The following is a 19,636-nucleotide window of genomic DNA, read 5'->3' on the forward strand; positions in this document are numbered from 1 at the left end:
GGCCCCGAGAACGGCGGAGAGCCGGGGCCATGGACCCCGGCTCCCCGGTGTGAATCGTTCACGTCGCTGGCTCGCCTGACCGCGGTGGTCGGTACGGCGGTGCAGGACGTCGCACGTGTCGCGGGCGTCACTGCATGACAGCCATGGCGAGTGCTCGCCGGGCGCGGCGCGTGGCGCGCTCGGCCTTCCGCTGGAGGCGCCGCGCGTTGACTACCCGCAGCGCCCTGCGTTCGGATTCGGCCTCGCGCGATCTGTGTTGCATCTGCGCCCGGGCCATGGATTCTGGCAGGAGTTGCATGTCACGGGTCCTGTTCTGACGGACGGCTGTCGCGTCGGAGTGTGTACGGGTGGTGGTTTCGTGGGTGGTCGCCATCGTGGGGTCCTGCTTCGTGAGGTGATGCGTACGCGGGTCGAGCGCCGACGGGTTGTCGATCGTTCCGGCCGCCGGGCGGCGGGCGGGCCTTCCGGGCCGGCGGGTGTTCACGCCGACACCGGGTTCTTGCGGGGACGCCCGCGGGGCCGCTTCTTGGGGACGACGACACCCTGGACGAACAGCTCGCCGCCCCAGACTCCCCAGGGCTCGCGGCGGTCCTTGGCACCCGCCAGGCATGCCTCGCGCAGCGGGCAGGTCTGGCAGAGCGACTTGGCGTACTCCACGTCGGCCGGGGACTCGGCGAAGAAGACCTCGGGGTCGTAGGAGCGGCAGGGAACGTCGACGCCGAGACGCTCGATGGCGTCGTCGAGTTCGGTGAGAGTGGTGAGCGGGGCAGTCAAGGTGTCCTCCGTGGTGGCATCGGGCGGCAGAGAAGGCGCGGGGCGCAGCGTGTGTGTGTGCGTCTCGGTGTGCACTGTCGGTTCTTCCTCGTCTGTTGGTGTCTGTTGTCTTGTCGGTCCGGCTGGTGGCCGGTCGGGGCAAACAGAAGGGCCGCGGATCCCTGTATGGGTTCCGCGGCCCTGGAAGGTGCCGACCTGATCTCGCCGATCAGGCTGGATCTCTCCAGGGTTCGAGCCCACGGAAGGCCCACATCGTCTGGTGCTGCGTCTTCTGGTGTCCCTCACCGGCACCGTTGACCGCGACGGCAAAGACATCGGCGCGTGCCTGTGCCTGTGCTGCTGCTACCGCGGGTGCCTTGGTCGGTCGCTCATTGCCGCCGGGGACGACACCGGACACACCGGTGCTGTAGAGGCGAGAGCCGAGCAGGCAGGTGTAAACGACCGAGTGACCGGTCATTTTGGTGATCGTCATGAGTTCGCTCACTGGTCTCGCCTCCTCTCGGCGTCTCAAGGGACCGGCCGCGAGGCCAGTCCGGGAATGTTCGGGACTTAGTACAGCATGGATCAGGCAGAAGCGAAAAGCCCCGCCCTCTCCATGTCCGGAAGGCTATGAGGCTTCGGACGGCAGGCGCAAACTATTTTTCCCGGCTTTCTGTCACAGCTTCTGTGACATGGACGGGGCCGCCGGCGGGCGGGCGGGGTCAGGGGGTTCCGGTGTCGTCCTGCTGTGCCCTGTGCAGCTCCTCGCCTGCGCACAGGGCGAGGACGTCGGCCCCGAACTGCTGGATCTTGCGGCCTCTGACGCCCGAGATCCTGGACAGCGCGGCCTCGTTGTCGGGCACCGTCTCGGCGATGGCGAGGAGCGTCTTGTCGGTGAAGACGCAGTAGTCGGGCTGGCCGAGCGAGGTGGCCTGTTCCGATCGCCACTGGTGGAGCCGCTCGTAGAGCAGTTCGTCCAGCTCCGAGGGGCAGTCCTCGCAGCGCATCAGCTTCACCTCGCCGGGGTCGGTGAGGGAGCGTCCGCAGATCCGGCAGCGCGCCGGGGCGCGCCGCACGCGTGTACGGGAGGCCGTGCCGGGGCGTTCGGCGCCGCCGGTCACGCTTCCGGTGGGGGCGCCCGCACGCGGGGCCGCACCGGAGCCGCCGGGGCGCAGGCCCTTGAGGAAGCGGCTCGGCTGACGGTTCGGGCGGCCTCCGGGCGAGCGGGCGAGGGCCCAGGAGAGGGTCAGGTGGCGGCGGGCGCGGGTGACGCCGACATAGAGCAGCCTGCGCTCCTCCTCTATCTGTTCCTCTGTCTTGGCGTAGGTGATCGGGAGCATGCCGTCCGTGAGGCCGACCAGGAAGACGGCGTCCCACTCCAGGCCCTTCGCCGCGTGCAGGGAGGCGAGGGTGACGCCTTCGACGGTCGGGGCGTGCTGGGCCTTGGCGCGCTCGTCCAGCTCGGCCACCAGGTCGGAGAGGGTGGCCTCGGGCTGTGCTGCGGAGAAGTCGACGGAGAGCCGCACCAGTGCGGCCAGGGACTCCCAGCGGTCGCGGACGGCGCCGGAGCCGGCGGGGGCCTCGGCGGTCCAGCCCTTGGTTCCGAGGACGGCGCGTACCTGGGAGGGGAGGTCGACGGCGTTGTCGAGCAGCGCGTCGTTCCCTCCTGCGCGTGCGGCTCCGCGCAGGGCGACGCCCGCTTCGCGGACCTCGGGGCGCTCGAAGAAGCGCTCGGCGCCGCGGAGCTGGCAGGGCACGCCGACGTCGGCGAGCGCCTGTTCGTAGATCTCGGACTGGGCGTTGATACGGAAGAGCACCGCGATCTCGCTGGCGGGGACGCCGGCGTCGATGAGGCCGCGGATGCGCCTGGCCGCGCCTTCGGCCTCGCCCGGTTCGTCGGCGAATTCGGCGTATACGGGGTCGGGGCCCGGGTCGCGCTGGGAGATCAGTTCCAGTCGCTGGTCGGCGGCGCGGCCACTGGCCTGGGCGAGCAGTCCGTTGGCGAGGTGGACGACCTGGGGGGTGGAGCGGTAGTCCCTGACCAGCTTGACGACGGTCGCGCCGGGGTGGTGGGTGCGGAAGTCGAGCAGGTGGTCGGGGGTCGCGCCGGTGAAGGAGTAGATGGTCTGGCTGGCGTCGCCGACGACGCACAGGCTCTCGCGGTCGCCGAGCCACAGCTCCAGCAGGCGCTGCTGGAGCGGGCTGACGTCCTGGTACTCGTCCACCACGAAGTGCTGGTACTGGCCGCGCACGGTCTCCGCGATGTCGGGCCGGTCCTGGAGCACGCCGACCATGAGGAGCAGGACGTCCTCGAAGTCGATCACCGGACGCTCGCGCTTCAGCTGCTCGTAGAGCGCATAGATCCGGCCGATCTCGGCGGGGTCGCGCGGGGCCGCACGGCCGGCCTTCGCGGCGGCTGCCGGGTAGTCCTCGGGGACGGTCTGGGTGACCTTGGACCACTCGATCTCACCCGTCACGTCCCGCAGTTCGTTGCGGTCCAGCCTGATGTGGTGGCGGGCCGCCGCCTCGGCGACGAGCTGGACCTTGCGCTCCACCAGCGGAGGCAGCTCTCCGCCCACGGCGCGCGGCCAGAAGAACTGGAGCTGGCGCAGCGCGGCGGAGTGGAATGTCCTGGCCTGGACGCCGGTCGCTCCGAGCTGGCGCAGCCTGCCGCGCATTTCCCCGGCCGCGCGGTGCGTGAAGGTGACAGCCAGCACGCTGGTGGCGGGCAGGATGCCGGCTCGCACGCCGTATGCGATGCGGTGGGTGATCGCTCTCGTCTTGCCGGTGCCCGCGCCCGCCAGCACGCACACGGGACCGTGCAGGGCCGTCGCCACCTCGCGCTGCTCCGGGTCGAGTCCTTCGAGCACGGCGTCAGGGGAGTCGGGGACCTGCGGGAAGAGTGTGGAGTCCGTTGCTGCTGTCACACGGCCATGCTGCCAGGTCGCCGGTGACCCCCGAGCCGCTTGTCCACAGGCGGGCGGGGTTTGTCATATGAATGCGCGTGGGGTGGGGAATGGCCGGGCATGGTCACGCGTTCACCCACTGCACTCACCGATCACGAAGGAGCACTGGACAGATGGCGGGCACTGTGACGATGTACAGCACCACCTGGTGCGGCTACTGCCGTCGGCTGAAGGGCCAGATGGAGCGCGCCGGGATTCCGTACACCGAGGTCAACATCGAGCAGGACCCGGATTCGGCGGATTTCGTGGAGAAGGCGAACGGCGGCAACCAGACGGTGCCGACCGTGCTCTTCCCCGACGGGTCCACGCTGACCAACCCTTCCCTGGCGCAGGTCAAGGAGAAGGTCGGCGCGTAACGCTCCGGCACGCGGATACGGGCGGCCCGGCTCGCCGGACGCCCGTATGCGTGCGTTCAGGGCGCCCGCCCGTGCTGGGCGCCCGTACGGACGCGTTCCGGACGCCCATCCTGAACCGCCCGTATCCGCGTGCGTTGCGGCGGTCAGGCGCTGCCGAGGGGCCGCGGCAGCGGCTCTCCGTACCAGAGCTCGACCAGGCGGGCCGCGATCGAGATCCCTGAGGGAGGCAGAACCTCCCCGGACTCGATCGCGGCCCGCAGGTCGTGGCGGGAGAACCAGCGGGCCTCTTCGATCTCGTCGCCGTCGACCTGGATGTCGGGCGAGGTGGCCCGTGCCATGAAGCCCAGCATCAGGCTGGAGGGGAAGGGCCAGGGCTGGCTGGCCACGTACTCGACGGAGCCGACCGAGACACCCGCCTCTTCGGCGACCTCGCGGACGACGGCCGCCTCGATCGACTCGCCGGGTTCGACGAAGCCGGCGAGTGTCGAGAAGCGGCCCTCGGGCCAGTGCACTTGGCGGCCCAGTAGCGCGCGGTCCTGGTCGTCGGTGACGAGCATGATCGCCGCCGGGTCGGTACGGGGGTAGTGCTCAGCGCCGCAGGCCGGGCAGCGGCGCACGTGTCCGGCTGCTGCGATGACCGTACGTTCGCCGCAGCGCGAGCAGAAGCGGTGGGTGCGCTGCCAGTTCTCCAGACCGATGGCGTGGACCATCAGTTCGCTGTCGCGGTCGGAGAGCAGGACCCCGGCCTCGCGCAGCCCGGCCGGGCGCGCGATGGCGTCCATCCGGCCCGGGAGGGTGTCCTTCTGGAGCGCGAAGTAGCGCACACCGTCGCCGTCGATGCCCAGGAAGTAGCGGTGGGCCTCGGTGAACGGTGCGTCGAAGGACGGCATCATCACCAGCTCGGTGCTGCCGTCGTCCTTGTCCTCGACCAGCGCCTGGCCACCGGAGACCACGAAGACGCGCGTGGTGGGGTGGCTCCACGCCGCCGCCAGCCACGCCTCGTCCATCCGGTGGTGGGAGGCGCGGTCGATGCCGCCTGTGGTGGTGAGGGTGATGGGGCGGCGGTCTGCGGCTGCGCTCTGGTGGGTCGAGGTGGTCACTGGTGCTTCCTACTCCCCCTGGGATCAGGGTCTCCCTGCCCGGATGCCGGGTCAGGGGACGGTGGGCCGGACATGGACGGTGTGCGGGCGTGCGTGGCGGTGGGGGTCGCGCCGGGGTCAGCGCCCGTTCCAGTGTTCCGCGAGGTCTCCCCACAGGTAGGCGGAGGTTTCGACGCCTTTCATGAGGAGGCTCAGTTCGACCTTCTCGTTGGGCGCGTGCCATCCGTCGGAGGGTACGGAGATGCCCAGGAAGAGAACGGGTACGTCCAGCACGTCCTGGAGGTCGGCCGCAGGGCCCGAACCGCCCTCCCTGGTGAAGCGGACCGGCTTTCCGAAGGAACGCCCCATGGCGCGTACGAGCGACTGGAGCGCGGGGTGGCCGAGCGGGGTCAGGCAGGGGCGTGTGGTGCCCCAGAACGTGATCTCGTGCCCGATGCCGGCGGGGAGGCGGTCGGCGACCCAGGTGCGCAGCGTCTCCTGGATCTTTTCCGCTTCCTGGCCGGCGACCGTACGGAAGGAGAGCTTGAGTTGCGCGCGTGACGGCACGATCGTCTTGCCGCCCGGTCCCTGGTAGCCGCCGGCGATGCCGTTGACCTCGGCGGTCGGCCGGGCCCAGACGCGCTCCAGGGTCGTGTGGCCGCGTTCTCCGAGCGGGGCGTGGGAGTGGGCAGCGCGCAGCCATGCCTTCTCGTCGAAGGGCAGTTCGGCGAAGAGTGCGCGTTCCTCGTCGGTCAGCTCGACGACGCCGTCGTAGAAGCCGGGGAGGGTGACACGGTGGTCCTCGTCGTGGAGGGCGGCTGCGAGCCTGGCGGCCTCGTTGGCCGGGTTGGGTACGGCGCCGCCGAAGGATCCGGAGTGCACGTCCTGGTCGGGCCCGTACAGGTCGATCTGGCAGTCGGTGAGCCCGCGCATACCGGTGCAGACCGTGGGGGTCTCCGGGTCCCACATGCCGGTGTCGGAGACGACCACCGCATCGCAGGCGAGCCGGTCGGCGCGCTCGCGCACCAGGTCGGGGAAGTGCGGTGAACCGGACTCCTCCTCGCCCTCGATCAGCAGCTTGAGGTGGACCGCCGGTGCGGTGCGGCCCGTTGCGGCGAGGTGGGCGCGCACTCCCAGGGTGTGGAAGAAGACCTGCCCCTTGTCGTCCGCCGCGCCGCGCGCGTACAGGCGGCCGTCCCGTTCCACGGGTTCGAAGGGGTCGCTGTCCCAGCCGTCGGCGACGGCGGCGGGCTGCACGTCGTGGTGCCCGTAGACGAGCACGGTGGGTGCGTCGGGTTCGTCGGAGGGCCACTCGGCGAAGACGGCGGGTGCGCCCTCGGTCTCCCAGATCTCGGCCACGGGGAACCCCGTGCTCCGCAGGCTGCCGGCGAGCCATTCCGCGCTGCGCCGTACGTCGTCCGCGTGCTCCGGATCGGCGGAGACGGAGGGAATCCGCAGCCATGTGGTCAGGTCCGAAAGGAACGCGGAACGGTGGTCTTCGATGAAGGCCCGGACAGCGCTGTCCGGGGGAGCCGGGGTGGTGCTCATGCCATCGACCTTATCGGGCGTCCGCGCTTCCCTCCGCATCCGGCCGCTCACCACGTAGCAGCCGCTCCAGCTCCGCGCGGCCGGGAAGCACGCCGGGTCGCACGAGTTCGCCGCTGCGCACATAGAGGAACGCGGCGCTCACAGCGCTCAGCGGGACGCCCTGCTGTTCGGCCCAGGCGAGGCGGTAGACCGCGAGCTGGAGTGGGTCGGCGTCCTGGCTGCGGCCGGTCTTCCAGTCGACGATGTCGTATCTCACACTCCCCTCGGCGCCGGGGTCGCGGTAGACGGCGTCGATACGGCCGCGTACGACCCGCCCCGCGAGGCTCAGCTGGAAGGGTGCCTCGACGCGGTAGGGCGTGCGGTGCGCGTACGGGGTGCGTTCGAAGGCTTCCTTGAGCGCTTCCAGGTCGCGCTCGTCGGCGATACGGGGAGGCTCGCCGCCGTCGGGGCCCTCGCCGTCCAGCCCGGGCAGCTCGTCCGGGCCGAGCATCGGGAGCGTCAGTTCCTCGAAGCGGGACTCCACCCACGCGTGAAAACGGGTTCCCCTGCGCGCGGCCGGCTGCGGCGGGCGTGGCATGGGGCGGGCCAGCTCGCGCGCGAAGCGCTGGGGGTCGGCGGCGACGCGCAGAAGCTGCGAGGCGGTGAGCGTACGGGGCAGCGGTACGTCGCGCACAGCGGTACGGGAGCGGCGCAGCTCGGAGGTGAGCGCGTCCAGGTCCCGGTCCCAGGCGGCGGCCAACCTGGCCTCTTCCGGGGCCAGTTCGCTTCCGGGGCCCTCGTGGTATTCGCGGGCGTGGCCGTCGTCGGCGTCCCCGTGGTGTTCACGTTCCCCGTCTCCGGGGTGCCCCGGATCCGCGTACTCCTCTTCCGCGTACTCCGGGTCCACGTACTCCGGGTCCGCGTGTTCCGGAGCCGTGTGCGTGCTCCCTGTGTGCTGCGGAGGTTCGGGCGCGGCGTCCAGGTAGTGCAGCACCCGGTCGGCAGCCGCCCTGCGCAGGGCCATCGCGTCGCGGTCCAGGGGCAGCGGCCACACGCGGTCCTCGGCGGGTTCCTCCAGTGCCGGGTTGGCCTCGTCCTCGGCCGGGGGGTCTGCCCAGTGGTCGACCTCGCCGTGTCCTGGGCCGGCCTCGCAGTGGGCGCGGAGCGCCTCCAGGAACGCCGAAGGGCCACGGGGCTTCTTCTGGGAGGGGCCCCACCAGTGGCCCGAGCCCAGGAGAAGGGAGCGGGGACGGGTGAACGTCACATATCCCAGCCGCAGTTCCTCTGTTGCCTGGTGGTCGCGCAGGGCCGTGTCGTGGTTCTTGAGCCCCTTGGCGCTCCATTCGTCCACCTCGGGGAGGGTCGCGGTGTCACCGCGCAGCGCGTAAGGAAGCACCTTGGGCTGGGAGAGCCAGGAGTCCTGTGCCTGCTCGCTGGGGAACTGTTTGGCGACCAGTCCCGGCACGGCGACCACGTCCCACTCCAGGCCCTTGGACTTGTGCGCCGTCAGGACCTTGACGGTGTTCTCGCCCCCGGGCAGTGAGCTGTCGAGTCCCTTCTCGTACTGCACGGCGGTACGCAGGAACCCCAGGAAGGCCAGCAGGGTGGCCTCGCCGTCCAGCGAGGCGAAACCGGCGGCGATGTCGAGAAACTGGCCGAGCGTCTCGCGCCTGCGGGCCGCCACGGCGTGCGGCGAGGCGGCGAGTTCGACCTCCAGCCCGGTCACGGTCAGCACGCGGTGCAGCACGTCCATGAGGGGGTCGGCGAGGGAGCGGCGCAGGTCACGGATCTCGGCGGCCAGCCGCGCGAAGCGCACTCTGGCCTCGGCGGAGAACGGCAGTTCGTCCTCGTACCCGTCGGAGTCCAGGAAGGTGTCGAGCGCGTCGGCGAGCGAACTCAGCTCTGCCGGGTCGGCGCCCTCGACGGCGGCTGCGAGGCGCACGTCGGGATCGTCGTCGGGGGAGGCACGCTGGTGGCGTACGAGGAGGCCGGCACGCCGTCCCAGCAGGGCCAGGTCGCGCGGGCCTATGCGCCAGCGCGGCCCGGTCAGCAGCCGGACCAGGGAGGCGTTGGCCGTGGGGTCCTGAAGGACCTCGCAGACGGCGACGAGGTCGGCGATCTCGGGGAGGTGCAGCAGTCCGGACAGGCCGACGACCTCCACGGGGATGTCGCGTTCGACCAGCGCGCCCTGGATCTCGGCGAAGTCGGCCGCGCCCCTGCACAGGACGGCGATCTCGCCGGGCGGCGTGCCCGTGCGGACGAGGTGGGCGAGCGAGTCGGCCAGCCACTCGGTCTCCTCTGCCCGCGTCCCCAGAAGGGCGCAGCGCACCCGCCCGTCCCGTTCGGCGCCCGGGGCGGGCCGCAGCGCCTCGACGCCCGCGTGGCGCTCCCTGAGGGGCGCGGCGAGGCCGTTGGCGAGGTCGAGGAGGCGCCCGCCGCTGCGCCGGTTCTCGCTGAGGGACTGGCGGCGGGCGGGGGTGCCATCGGCGAGGGGGAAGTGCCGGGGGAAGTCGTCCAGGTTGGCGACGGACGCACCGCGCCAGCCGTAGATGGCCTGGCAGGGGTCGCCGACGGCGGTGACGGGGTGGCCCGTTCCCTCTCCGTAGAGCCCCGCGAGCATGACCCGCTGGGCCACGGAGGTGTCCTGGTACTCGTCCAGGAGTACGACGGAGAACTGCTCGCGCAGTGAGCGGCCGACCTCCGGCATACGGGCGAGCCGGGCGGCCAGCGCGATCTGGTCGCCGAAGTCGATGCGCTCATGGGCGCGCTTGCGGGAGCGGTACTCCTCCACGAGGCCGAGCAACTCGCCCCGCGCGAGCGCCGCCTGGGGCACCTTGCGCAGCTTCTCGTTGGTGAGCTGTACGCCCTCAAGTTCGCCGAGCAGGTCCGCGTCGTAGGCGCGCAGTGCGTCGGGTTCCACGAGGTGTTCGGACAGTTCGCCGTCGAGGGCGAGGACGTCCTCGACCAGCGCCGTGACGGACTTGGTGAGGGCGTGGAAGGGGCCCCGGGCGGCGCGCAGCACGTTGGCGGCGAGCTGAAAGCGGGTGGCGTCGGCGAGGAGCCGTACGGAGGGCTCCATGCCGAGCCGCAGCCCGTGCTCGGTGAGGAGCCGCCCCGCGAAGGCGTGGTACGTGGAGATCTGGGGCTCGCCTGGCGCGTGCTCGGAGTCGGCGGGTCCTGCGGGGTCCGGTTCGGTGACCCCGGCGCGTACGAGGGCCTTGCGTACCCGCTCCGCCAGCTCGCCGGCCGCCTTGTTGGTGAATGTGAGGCCCAGGACGCGTTCGGGAGCGACCTGTCCCGTGCCGACCAGCCAGACGACGCGGGCCGCCATGACGGTGGTCTTGCCCGAGCCGGCGCCGGCGACGATCACCTGCGGCGCCGGCGGCGCCGTGATGCAGGCCGTCTGCTCCGGGGTGAACGGGATGCCCAGCAGCTCATTGAGCTGCTCGGGGTCGGTGAGCTGTGGGGACACAGGAGAGACGCTAGCGCCCGGCTCTGACAGCCGGGACCGGGGTCACTCGACGATCTGGCGGCCCTCGGGCCGCGCCGAGCAGGCGGCACGGAAGGCACAGTGTGTGCAGTGCTGGCCGGGGGACGGCGCGAACCGTTCGTCCAGTACCTTGCCGGCCGCCGTCGCCAGCAGCTCGCCCACCCAGTCGCCACCCTGGGTGCCCTGCGTGCCCTCCGCGCTCCCCGTGGTGCTCGGATCGCTTCCCGGGGTGCCAGGTTCGCCGTCCGCGGCTCCTGGTCCGGCGTCCGCGGCGCCCTGTTCGGTGCCCTGCGCTCCCAGGGGGTCCTGGCGCTGTACGGACGGCAGGGTGTCGCCTCCGTCACGCTTGGCCGCGCCCAGACGCAGGTGCACCAGTTCGGCGCCGCCCGGCTCGGGGCGCTCGCCGTCGAAGAGGGAGTCGGCCGCGCCTTCCCGTACGGCGAGCTGGTAGACGGCGAGCTGGGGGTGGCGTGCCACTTCGGGGCCCGTGGGCCGCGTACGGCCTGTCTTGAAGTCGACGACGTAGGCGCGGCCCTGGCCGTCCCGTTCGACCCTGTCCATGCTTCCCCTCACACGGACGGTGTGCTCGCCCGCCTCCAGGGTCACGTCGAAGCCGTGTTCGCTGCCCACCGTCTCGCGTCCCTCGCCGCGCGCCATGACGTGCCAGCGCAGGAACCGCTCCAGTGCCGCGCGGGCGTTCTCCTTCTCCTGGCGCGACTTCCAGGGTGCGTCGAAGACGAGTCCGTCCCAGACCGCGTCCAGGCGTTCCATGAGGACGGACAGATCGGCGGGCGCGCTGCCCGAGGCGACCTCGTCGGCGAGTACGTGCACGACGTTCCCGAAGCCCTGCGCCGCGGTCGCCGGCTCGTCGGCCCGCACCTCACGGCCGAGGAACCACTGCAGCGAGCAGGTGTGCGCGAGCTGTTCGAGCGCGCTGCCGGACAGCGCGACGGGCTGGTCACGGTCGCGCAGGGGTACGTCGGAACGCGTGGGCGCGTTCAGGCCCCACCAGCGTTGCGGGTGCGCGGACGGTACGAGCGCGTAGCCCTCGTCGTCACGCTCGGCGGCGAGCCGTGCGAGCCGCCGAGCCGCGGCGTCGCGCAGCGCCGGCGAGGCGTCCTGGTCGACCGTGGTGGCGCGCAGCTCAGCGACGAGCGCGGGCACCGACAGGGGACGGCGCGGGCGGCTGCCGACCGCCTTGGGCTCGACGCCCAGTTCGTTCAGGAACCGGGACGGCTGGTCCCCGTCCTCGGTCTGGGCGCGTACGGCGGTGACCACCAGGCGCTCCTTCGCGCGGGTGGCCGCTACGTAGAACAGCCTGCGCTCCTCGGCGAGGAGCGCACCAGGAGAGAGCGGTTCCGCGATGCCGTCGCGGCCGATGCGGTCGGCCTCCAGCAGCGAGCCGCGGCGCCGCAGGTCGGGCCACAGCCCTTCCTGCACACCGGCGACGACGACCAGCCGCCACTCCAGTCCCTTGGAACGGTGCGCCGTCATGAGCCGTACGGCGTCGGGGCGCACCGCGCGGGCTGCCAGGGTGTCGGCCGCGATGTCCTGGGCCTCCAGCTCCTCAAGGAAGTTGAGCGCGCCTCTGCCGCCGCTGCGCTCCTCCGCGCGGGCGGCTGCCTCGAACAGGGAGCACACGGCGTCCAGGTCACGGTCGGCGTTGCGCCCGGCGGGGCCGCCTCTGCGCGCGGCCCGTTCGAGGCGTTCCGGCCAGGAGGTGCCCTCCCAGAGCGCCCAGAGCGCCTCTTCTGCCGTGCCTCCTCCGGCGAGCAGTTCGCGCGTCTTGCGCAGCAGCAGTCCCAGCGCGTGCGCGCCCTGTCCGTGGCCGCCACCGGGGCCGCCGGAGGCGGGGGTGTGCGCCACCAGGCGTTCGGGTTCGGCCAGCGCCTCGGCGAGGAGCACGTCGGAGGGGCGCGGCACCTTCACTCCGGCCGCGCGTTCCTCCTCGCGCAGCGCCCGCCCGAGGCGGCGCAGATCGGCGGCGTCCATGCCTCCCAGCGGCGAGGAGAGGAGTGCCAGCGCCGTCTCGGTCGCGGTTCCCGTCCCGGTTCCGGTCGCGTTCCCGGTCGCGGGCTCCGCGGTGGTCCCGGAGGCGGCGGGCTCCCCCGCACCGAGACCGGACCCGTCGGCGCCGGGCTCCGGATCTCCGGGGGCGTCGGAGCCGTCGGGTCCGCCGGGCTCGTCCGGCTCCTCGGGGCCGGGCTCCCCCGCGCCGCCTTCCGTGCCGCCCACGCCGTCCAGCGCGCCCGTGGCCGCCACTCTCAGGGCCGTCAGCAGCGGTGCGACGGCCGGCTCATGGCGCAGCGGTACGTCGGCGCCGTCCACGTCCAGGGGCACGCCGGCCGAGGTGAGGGCACGGCGCACCACGGGCAGCGAGCGCCCGCCTGCGCGTACGAGGACGGCCATCTCGCTCCAGGGCACGCCGTCTTCGAGGTGGGCGCGGCGTACCAGGTCGGCGATGTTGTCCAGTTCGGCGCCCGCGGTCGGACAGGTGAACACCTCGACCCTGCCGCCCTCGCGTGCGGGGGTGAGCGCGCGGTGTGCGCGTACGGCGGCTGCGGGGAGGCGGGTGAGCGGCATCCGGGCCGTGAGTTCCCGGGTGGCCGCCAGTAGGCGTTCACCGGACCGCCTGTTGGCGCGCAGCACATGGACCGGGGCCGGGTCGCCTGACGGCTGGGTGAAGGTGTCGGGGAAGCCGAGGATGCCGTTGATGTCGGCGCCGCGGAACGCGTAGATGGACTGGTCGGGGTCGCCGAAGGCCACGAGCGTACGGGCGCCGCCGGAGGCGAGGGCACGCAGCAGGCGGACCTGGGAGGGATCGGTGTCCTGGTACTCGTCGACGTACACCGCGTCGTAGGCGGCGCCCAACTTGGCAGCCACCTCCTCGCGCTCGGCGAGGAGTACCGCGCGGTGCACCAGTTCCGCGTAGTCGAGCACCCCTTGGGCATCCAGTACGTCCAGGTACTCGGCGAGGAACTGTGCCGCCGCGCCCCAGTCCGGCCGTCCCGTGCTGCGCGCGAAGGCCGCGAGCGCGTCGGGCCCGAGCCCCAACTCCCTGCTACGGGCGAGCACCGCCCGGACCTCGTCTGCGAAGCCCCTGGTGGTGAGGCAGGCGCGCAGCTCGTCGGGCCAGCGTGTGGCGGCACGGCCCTTGCGCTCCAGTACGAGCTGGCCTTCGAGCAGCTCGCGGATGTGCAGGTCCTGTTCGGGCCCGGTCAGCAGCCTGACGGGCTCGGCGAACAGGTCGGCGTCCTGGTGTGCGCGGACGAGCCCGTAGCAGTACGAGTGGAACGTCGTCGCCTGCGGGGCGCTCGGCCTGGGCCCGGTGGCGTGGCTCTCCTGGGCGCCGTGGGAGAGCCTGGCCGCCATCCGGTCGCGCAGGTCGACGGCGGCCTTACGGCTGAAGGTGAGGACAAGGATGCGCTCGGGGTCCACGCCCTCGTGCACGCGGGCAGCGACGGACTCGACGAGGGTGGTGGTCTTGCCCGTGCCCGGCCCCGCGAGGACGAGAAGCGGTCCGCCCTTGTGGTCAACCACAGCCCGCTGCGCTGCGTCACACGCAGGGAGATCGACCGGTCCCTCCAGAGCGCGCACCAGCCGGTACGCACCGGGCTCGCGGGGCCGCTGATGCGCATCGGACGGGATGGAGGAGCTCACGTGGGTCGCCTAGGGGAGGGTCTGTGCGGGGTGGTGCAGACGCTACGCCAGCGGGCACACGAGTCGCAGCGCATCGCTCCTGTACTCCGTACGGCCTGCTCAGCGCATGGGCCCGTTCGGCATGACGGAAGCTGGGACCTGTGAGCAGCCGCAGCGGGGGGTCACCCGCCGTTCCCGTCCCACCGGGCCCGGCGTATGTCGATACGCGGCACGTGACCCCCGGCGCGGGACGAGCGGCCCGCGGTCTCCCGCAGGGGTGTGCCCTCCGCGTGGTAGTGCTCCAGCGCCTCCCGCTCCTGCCCCGGCAGTGGAACGCCGTCGGCCCGCACCACGCGCCACCAGGGCACGGCGCCGCCGTACAGCGCCATGGCCCGGCCCACCTGACGCGGGCCGCCCTCCTCCAGCCACTCCGCGATGTCGCCGTACGTCATCACGCGCCCCGGCGGGATCAGGTCGGCCACGTCCAGTACGCGCTCCGCGTAATCCGGCAGCTCGGGGGGAGCGCCGTCACGGAGCGCGGCGTGCCCTTTCGGCAGCCCCTTGTCTCCAGACATGCGGGACATGGTGCCTCATGCCACCGACAGCCGTGCCGACTTGAGGCCCGGAAGCGCCGGTGGGCAGCGGCGGGAACGGTCGTGACGCTCCCGTACCCCCCGCCCCTGGAATGCACCCTCGTGCCACCAGAAGCCGTCCCCTCGTGCCACCATCTTCCGGGCGGTGACGAGTGATACGGGACCAGGACGAGACGAGAGCCGGGAAGCGGCAGGGCGAAGAGCCCCTCACAGAGGGCTCCCCTGCCGCCGGAAGTGCTGCCCCGGCCGACGGTTCCGAGCAGGACCGGAGCCCCGTCGGGAGCCGGCGCGAGCGCCGCGCCTTCCCGTGGTGGCGCAGGCGGTCGGCCCGGCCGGCCGGGTCCGCCGCACCGGCCGGAGCTGCCGGGTCCGCCGCGGGCGGGGACACTCCTGAGGAGGACGGCCCGGAAGGAGCCACCCCCGCGAAGGACGCCCCTGGGGATGACACCCCGGCGAACGGCCCGTCCGCACCCACGGAAGACCCCGGCGGTCCGACCCGTAAGAGGGCCACGGAGACGCTCGCGCCCGGCGAGACGCTGGAGGCCGTGGCGAGCGCCGACCGTATCGAGATCGAGAGCGACGAGCCGCTGCTGTCCGCGCGGGTGCACCGCCCCTCCGACCTGCTCCGGCTGGTGCTCGGTCTGCTCGGGATCGCCCTCGTCCTCACGGTCGCCAACTTCGCGCACGGCACCACGGCGGGGCTCACGGAGGACATCAAGAAGGGCACGGGGGAAGCTCCCGACCTGCTGATCAGCCTGACGGGGCTGGCCTCCAGCATCGCCGTTCTCCTGGTGCCCGTCGCCTTCGCCATCGAGCGCCTGATCAAACGGGACGGGCTGCGGATCGCGGACGGCGTGCTCGCCGCCGTACTGGCGCACGGCGCCTCCCTTGCCGTGGACCTGTGGGTCACACAGGCGGCCCCCGACTCGCTGCGCCAGGCGCTCATCAAGGCCAGCACCTCCGGTGACGCCTCCAACCCGGTGCACAGCTACCTGGCGCCGGTCATCGCCTACATGACGGCCGTGGGGATGGCACGCCGCCCGCGCTGGCGGGTCCTGCTGTGGGCTGTGCTGCTGCTGAACGCGTTCGCCGTGCTGGTCCCCGGGTACACGACGCCGTTCTCCATCCTGATCACGATCCTCATCGGCTGGTCCGTCGCCTACGGCACCCTCTACGCGGTCGGCACGCCCAATGTCAGGCCGACCGGGCAGACCCTCCTGGCCGGGTTGCGCCGGGTGGGTTTCAAACCGGTCAGCGCGCTGAGGGTGGAGGACCCCACAGAGTCCGACAGGCGCGACCACAACGACCGGGGACGGCGCTACCGCGTGACCCTGGAGGACGGTCCGCCCCTCGATGTCACAGTCGTGGACCGCGAACAGCAGGCGCACGGTTTCTTCTACCGCGTCTGGCGCAGGCTCGCGCTGCGCGGGATCACCCAGCGGCGCAGCCTCCAGTCGCTGCGTCAGGCGCTGGAGCAGGAGGCCCTGCTGGCGTACGCCGCCATCGCCGCCGGCGCCAACGCGCCCCGGCTGATCGCCACGTCCGAACTGGGCCCCGACGCCGTGATGCTCGTCTACGAGCACATCGGCGGGCGCAGCCTGGACTCGCTGCCCGACGAGGAGATCACCGACGGGCTGATGCGGACGGCCTGGCGCCAGGTCAAGTCGCTCCAGTCACGCCGTATCGCGCACCGCAGGCTGGTGGGCGACGCACTACTGGTGGATCGTTCCGGCGCCGTCTACCTGACCGACCTGCGGGGCGGTGAGATCGCGGCGGGCGACCTGATCCTGCGGATGGACGTGGCGCAGTTCCTGACGACGCTCGGACTGCGCGTCGGCGCCGAACGGGCCGTCGCCGCGGCCGTTGACGTGCTGGGCCCCGATGCCATCGCCGACAGCCTGCCGCTGCTCCAGCCGATCGCGCTCAGCCGCAGCACCCGTACGACCCTCCGCAGGCAGGCCAAGGAGCGCGCGCAGCGCGAACGCCAGGCGGTCATCGAGGCGTCGCGTGCCAACAAGGAGATGAAGGCCAGGGAGGCGTCGACCGAGACGGGGCCCGAGCCGGAGGGCGAGCCGGGCGGGCGTGCGCACCGCAAATCGCTGCGCGCGGAGAAGCACGCCGAGAAGAAGGCCATAGACGAGGCGCTGGAAGGTGCACGCGAGGAGGACATGCTCGCGCAGATCCGCGAACAGGTGCTGCTCATCCGGCCGCAGGCGCCCATAGAGCCGGCCCGCCTGGAGCGCATCAAGCCCCGTACGCTCGTCAGCTTCATCGCGGGCACCCTGGCCGCCTACTTCCTGCTGACCCAGCTCAGCCAGGTGCCGCTCGACCGGGTGCTCGCGGCCAACTGGGCGTGGGTCGGCGGCGCGGTGATCTTCTCCTCGCTCACCTACCTGTGCGCGACGATGTCCCTGCTCGGGTTCGTCCCCGAGAAGGTGCCGTTCTGGCGCACGGTGCAGGCCCAGGTGGCCGGCTCGTTCGTGAAGCTGGTCGCACCGGCCGCCGTCGGGGGTGTCGCGCTCAACGCCCGCTTCCTCCAGCGTGCCGGTGTGCGCCCCGGGCACGCGGTGGCGAGCGTGGGCGCCTCACAGCTCTTCGGGCTCGGCAGCCACATCACCCTGCTGCTGCTCTTCGGGTACATCACGGGGACCGAGCACACCCCCACCCTGTCGCCCTCGCGCACGGTCATCGCCGGGCTGCTGACGGCCGCCGTGCTGGTGCTGATCGTCACGGCGGTCCCCGCGCTGCGCCGCTTCGTCTCCGACCGGGTGCGCTCCCTGTTCGCCGGCGTGGTGCCGCGCATGCTGGATGTCGTGCAGCGCCCGCAGAAGCTCCTCACGGGCGTGCTGGGCATGCTGCTGCTGACGCTGGCCTTCGTCATGTGCCTGGACGCGTGCATCCGCGCGTTCGGCTACGAGACGAGCTACGCGAACCTCGCCGTGGTCTTCCTGACGGCCAACGCGCTCGGCTCCGCGGCGCCCACACCGGGTGGCCTGGGCGCCGTCGAGGCGGCGCTGATCGCGGCACTGATCGCCTTCGGTGTCCCGAAGGAGGTCGCGACGCCCGCCGTACTGCTCTTCCGGCTGCTGACACTCTGGATGCCGGTGCTTCCCGGCTGGCTGTCCTTCACCCAACTGACGCGCAAGGGTGCGCTGTAGCGCGCGGGCTCCCTGTAGTACGCCGCCCGTAGTGGCCCGGCGCGCGGCCGGGCAGCGTGCCGCCAGTGGATGTCCAGTACGCGGCCGGGCAGTCCGTCACCTGTAGGTGACCAGTAGGCGGCCGGGCGGCACGCCACCAGTGGATGACCACTACGCGGCCAGGCAGTAACGCGCCTCCAGTAGTGGCCCGGCAGCCCGTCGCCGGTACGGGCCGGTGCGGACCGGCAGGGGCCGGTACGGGCCTGCCACCCGCCCGGCGCGCCTTCCTTGCGCACGGTCACCACCCGTACGCATCACACAGCGCGCTCCGGCGCCGGTCCCGTACGCACGATGAATCTCCCAGCCATCCGTCGGGAGGACGTCCCATGCCCGCTCTCCGCTCCGTACGGCCGACCCGCTCCGCGCGGGCGGTGGCAGCGCTGGCCGCGGCGCTCGTGCTGGCTGCCGCCGGGACGGCGGGATGTGGCGACGACCCGGACCGAGGGCAGAAGCAGGACACGGGGAAGACCGGCAGCACGTCCCGCCCGCCCGCCTCCAAGTCCGCGTCCAAGAAGACATCGCGGTCCACGCCCCCCTCCACCTCCAGGAGCGCCTCCCCCAGGCGCTCCCCCGCGCTGCCCGACGCGCTGACCCGGCAGCGCCCCGCGTGGTCGCGCTGCCCCGCGCCGAACGCCGCACAGGGCGAGGACGCCGGGTCGCCCACGCCGCTGCCGGGCGGCGCACGGTGGGAGTGCGCGAAGCTGAAGGTGCCGCTCGACTACGACAAGCCACAGGGAAAGACCATCGGGGTCGAGATGATCCGCGCCAAGGCGCGCAAGGGCGGCGGGAAGCGCATCGGTTCCCTGGTGTTCAACTTCGGCGGCCCCGGAGGCTCGGGCGTGGCGACCCTGCCGTCGTTCGCGGACGACTACGCCAGGCTGCGCGGGCGCTACGACCTGGTCAGCTTCGATCCGCGCGGAGTGGGGCGCAGCGAGGGCGTCAACTGTCTGAGCGACAAGAAGCTGGACGCCTACTTCGCGGCCGACTCGACGCCCGACACCAAGAACGAGGAGAAGGGGCTCTTCGCCCGCCAGGGCTCCTTCGCGGACGGCTGCGAGAAGAAGGCGGCCGACCGCCTCCCCCACCTCACCACCGAGAACACCGCCCGTGACATGGACCTCATGCGACATGTGCTCGGCGACAGGAAACTGCACTACTTCGGCATCTCCTACGGCACCGAACTGGGCGGCGTCTACGCGCACCTGTACCCCGACAAGGTCGGCCGCGCGGTCTTCGACGCCGTCGTCGACCCGACGTCCTCGCCCGTGCGGGGCGCGCTCAGCCAGACGGGCGGCTTTCAGCTCGCGCTGGACAACTACCTCAAGGACTGCGCTTCACGGGGCGGAAGCTGTCCGGTCGGAGAGGACCCGGAGGAGGGCAAGCAGCAGATCTCCGAGCTGCTCACCCAGCTCGACGCCGAGCCGTTGCCGACCGACAGCGGTCGCAAGCTGACCGAATCGCTCGCCCAGGGAGGCATCGCGCAGTCCCTGTACTCCAAGGACATGTGGGAGATGCTCTCGCAGGGCCTGGAGGAGGCCATGACGGACCGCAACGGCACCACGCTGCTGATGCTCGCGGACGCGCTCAACGGCCGTAACCAGAACGGCACCTACAGCACGCTCCAGTCCTCGCTGACGGCGATCAGCTGCGCCGACGCCAAGCAGCGCTACACGGCGGACGACATCAGGTCCAGGCTCCCGGACTTCACCCACGCCTCCCCCGTCTTCGGCCCCATGTCGGCCTGGGGTCTCGTGCAGTGTCACGACTGGCCGGTCAAGGGCCAGTGGAAGGCACCCACGGTGGGTGCGCAGGGCTCCGACCCGATCCTTCTGGTGGGCACGACGGGCGACCCCGCGACTCCCTACGGGGGCACCCGCAACATGAAGAAGCAACTCGGCGAGGGCGTCGGCGTGGAACTCACCTACAGGGGCGAGGGGCACGGCGCGTACGACAGCAAGGACAAGTGCGTGCGCGCCCGTGTCGACGGCTACTTGCTGAACGGCAAGGTTCCCGCCGACGGCAGCACCTGCGCATGA

General features: G+C 72.1%; 12 protein-coding genes. 3 read left to right on the top strand and 9 right to left on the bottom strand.

Going from position 1 to position 19,636, the window contains the following annotated elements; genetic code table 11:
• Positions 1 to 127: 127 nt before the first annotated feature.
• From NMN56_RS32825 to NMN56_RS32840, 4 genes are all read right to left on the bottom strand, one after another.
• On the bottom strand, positions 128 to 484 hold the full coding sequence (locus tag NMN56_RS32825; RefSeq protein ID WP_274040800.1) for a hypothetical protein: 357 nt from the start codon (positions 482 to 484) through the stop codon (positions 128 to 130).
• A complete protein-coding gene (locus NMN56_RS32830) occupies positions 481 to 849 on the bottom strand; it encodes a WhiB family transcriptional regulator (RefSeq protein WP_274040801.1) in 369 nt (122 codons plus the stop codon). Before NMN56_RS32830 ends, NMN56_RS32825 begins: the two co-directional genes overlap by 4 nt.
• Before the next feature lie 133 nt (positions 850 to 982).
• A complete protein-coding gene (locus NMN56_RS32835; RefSeq protein ID WP_280842670.1) occupies positions 983 to 1,258 on the bottom strand; it encodes a hypothetical protein in 276 nt (91 codons plus the stop codon).
• Positions 1,259 to 1,475: 217 nt separating this feature from the next.
• Positions 1,476 to 3,680, bottom strand: coding sequence for an ATP-dependent DNA helicase UvrD2 (locus NMN56_RS32840; RefSeq protein ID WP_274040803.1), 2,205 nt, complete (start codon positions 3,678 to 3,680; stop codon positions 1,476 to 1,478).
• A 152-nt stretch (positions 3,681 to 3,832) separates the two neighbouring features.
• On the opposite strand from NMN56_RS32840, the gene NMN56_RS32845 reads away from it, so the two are divergent.
• Complete coding sequence (locus NMN56_RS32845; RefSeq protein WP_274040804.1) at positions 3,833 to 4,075, top strand: mycoredoxin; 243 nt, start codon at positions 3,833 to 3,835, stop codon at positions 4,073 to 4,075.
• A gap of 143 nt (positions 4,076 to 4,218) precedes the next feature.
• On the opposite strand, the gene nudC is transcribed toward NMN56_RS32845, so the two are convergent.
• From nudC to NMN56_RS32870, 5 genes are all read right to left on the bottom strand, one after another.
• On the bottom strand, positions 4,219 to 5,175 hold the full coding sequence (gene nudC / locus NMN56_RS32850; protein WP_274040805.1) for an NAD(+) diphosphatase: 957 nt from the start codon (positions 5,173 to 5,175) through the stop codon (positions 4,219 to 4,221).
• 117 nt (positions 5,176 to 5,292) lie between these two features.
• Positions 5,293 to 6,702 (bottom strand): dipeptidase, encoded by a 1,410-nt coding sequence (locus NMN56_RS32855; protein ID WP_274040806.1) that lies wholly within the window; start codon positions 6,700 to 6,702, stop codon positions 5,293 to 5,295.
• Positions 6,703 to 6,712: 10 nt separating this feature from the next.
• Entirely contained in the window at positions 6,713 to 10,153 is a 3,441-nt protein-coding gene (locus NMN56_RS32860; RefSeq protein WP_274040807.1) for an ATP-dependent helicase, read from the bottom strand.
• Between the two features lie 42 nt (positions 10,154 to 10,195).
• The gene (locus NMN56_RS32865; protein WP_274040808.1) at positions 10,196 to 13,831 is read right to left on the bottom strand and encodes an ATP-dependent helicase; all 3,636 of its coding nucleotides are present in this window, start codon (positions 13,829 to 13,831) and stop codon (positions 10,196 to 10,198) included.
• Positions 13,832 to 13,992: 161 nt separating this feature from the next.
• The gene (locus NMN56_RS32870) at positions 13,993 to 14,385 is read right to left on the bottom strand and encodes an MGMT family protein (protein WP_280842672.1); all 393 of its coding nucleotides are present in this window, start codon (positions 14,383 to 14,385) and stop codon (positions 13,993 to 13,995) included.
• A gap of 170 nt (positions 14,386 to 14,555) precedes the next feature.
• On the opposite strand from NMN56_RS32870, the gene NMN56_RS32875 reads away from it, so the two are divergent.
• Both NMN56_RS32875 and NMN56_RS32880 read left to right on the top strand, forming a co-directional pair.
• On the top strand, positions 14,556 to 17,561 hold the full coding sequence (locus tag NMN56_RS32875) for a flippase-like domain-containing protein (protein WP_274040810.1): 3,006 nt from the start codon (positions 14,556 to 14,558) through the stop codon (positions 17,559 to 17,561).
• Between the two features lie 365 nt (positions 17,562 to 17,926).
• Complete coding sequence (locus NMN56_RS32880; protein WP_274040811.1) at positions 17,927 to 19,636, top strand: alpha/beta fold hydrolase; 1,710 nt, start codon at positions 17,927 to 17,929, stop codon at positions 19,634 to 19,636.

The sequence above is a fragment of the Streptomyces iconiensis genome (assembly GCF_028657195.3).
GTDB lineage: Bacteria > Actinomycetota > Actinomycetes > Streptomycetales > Streptomycetaceae > Streptomyces > Streptomyces iconiensis.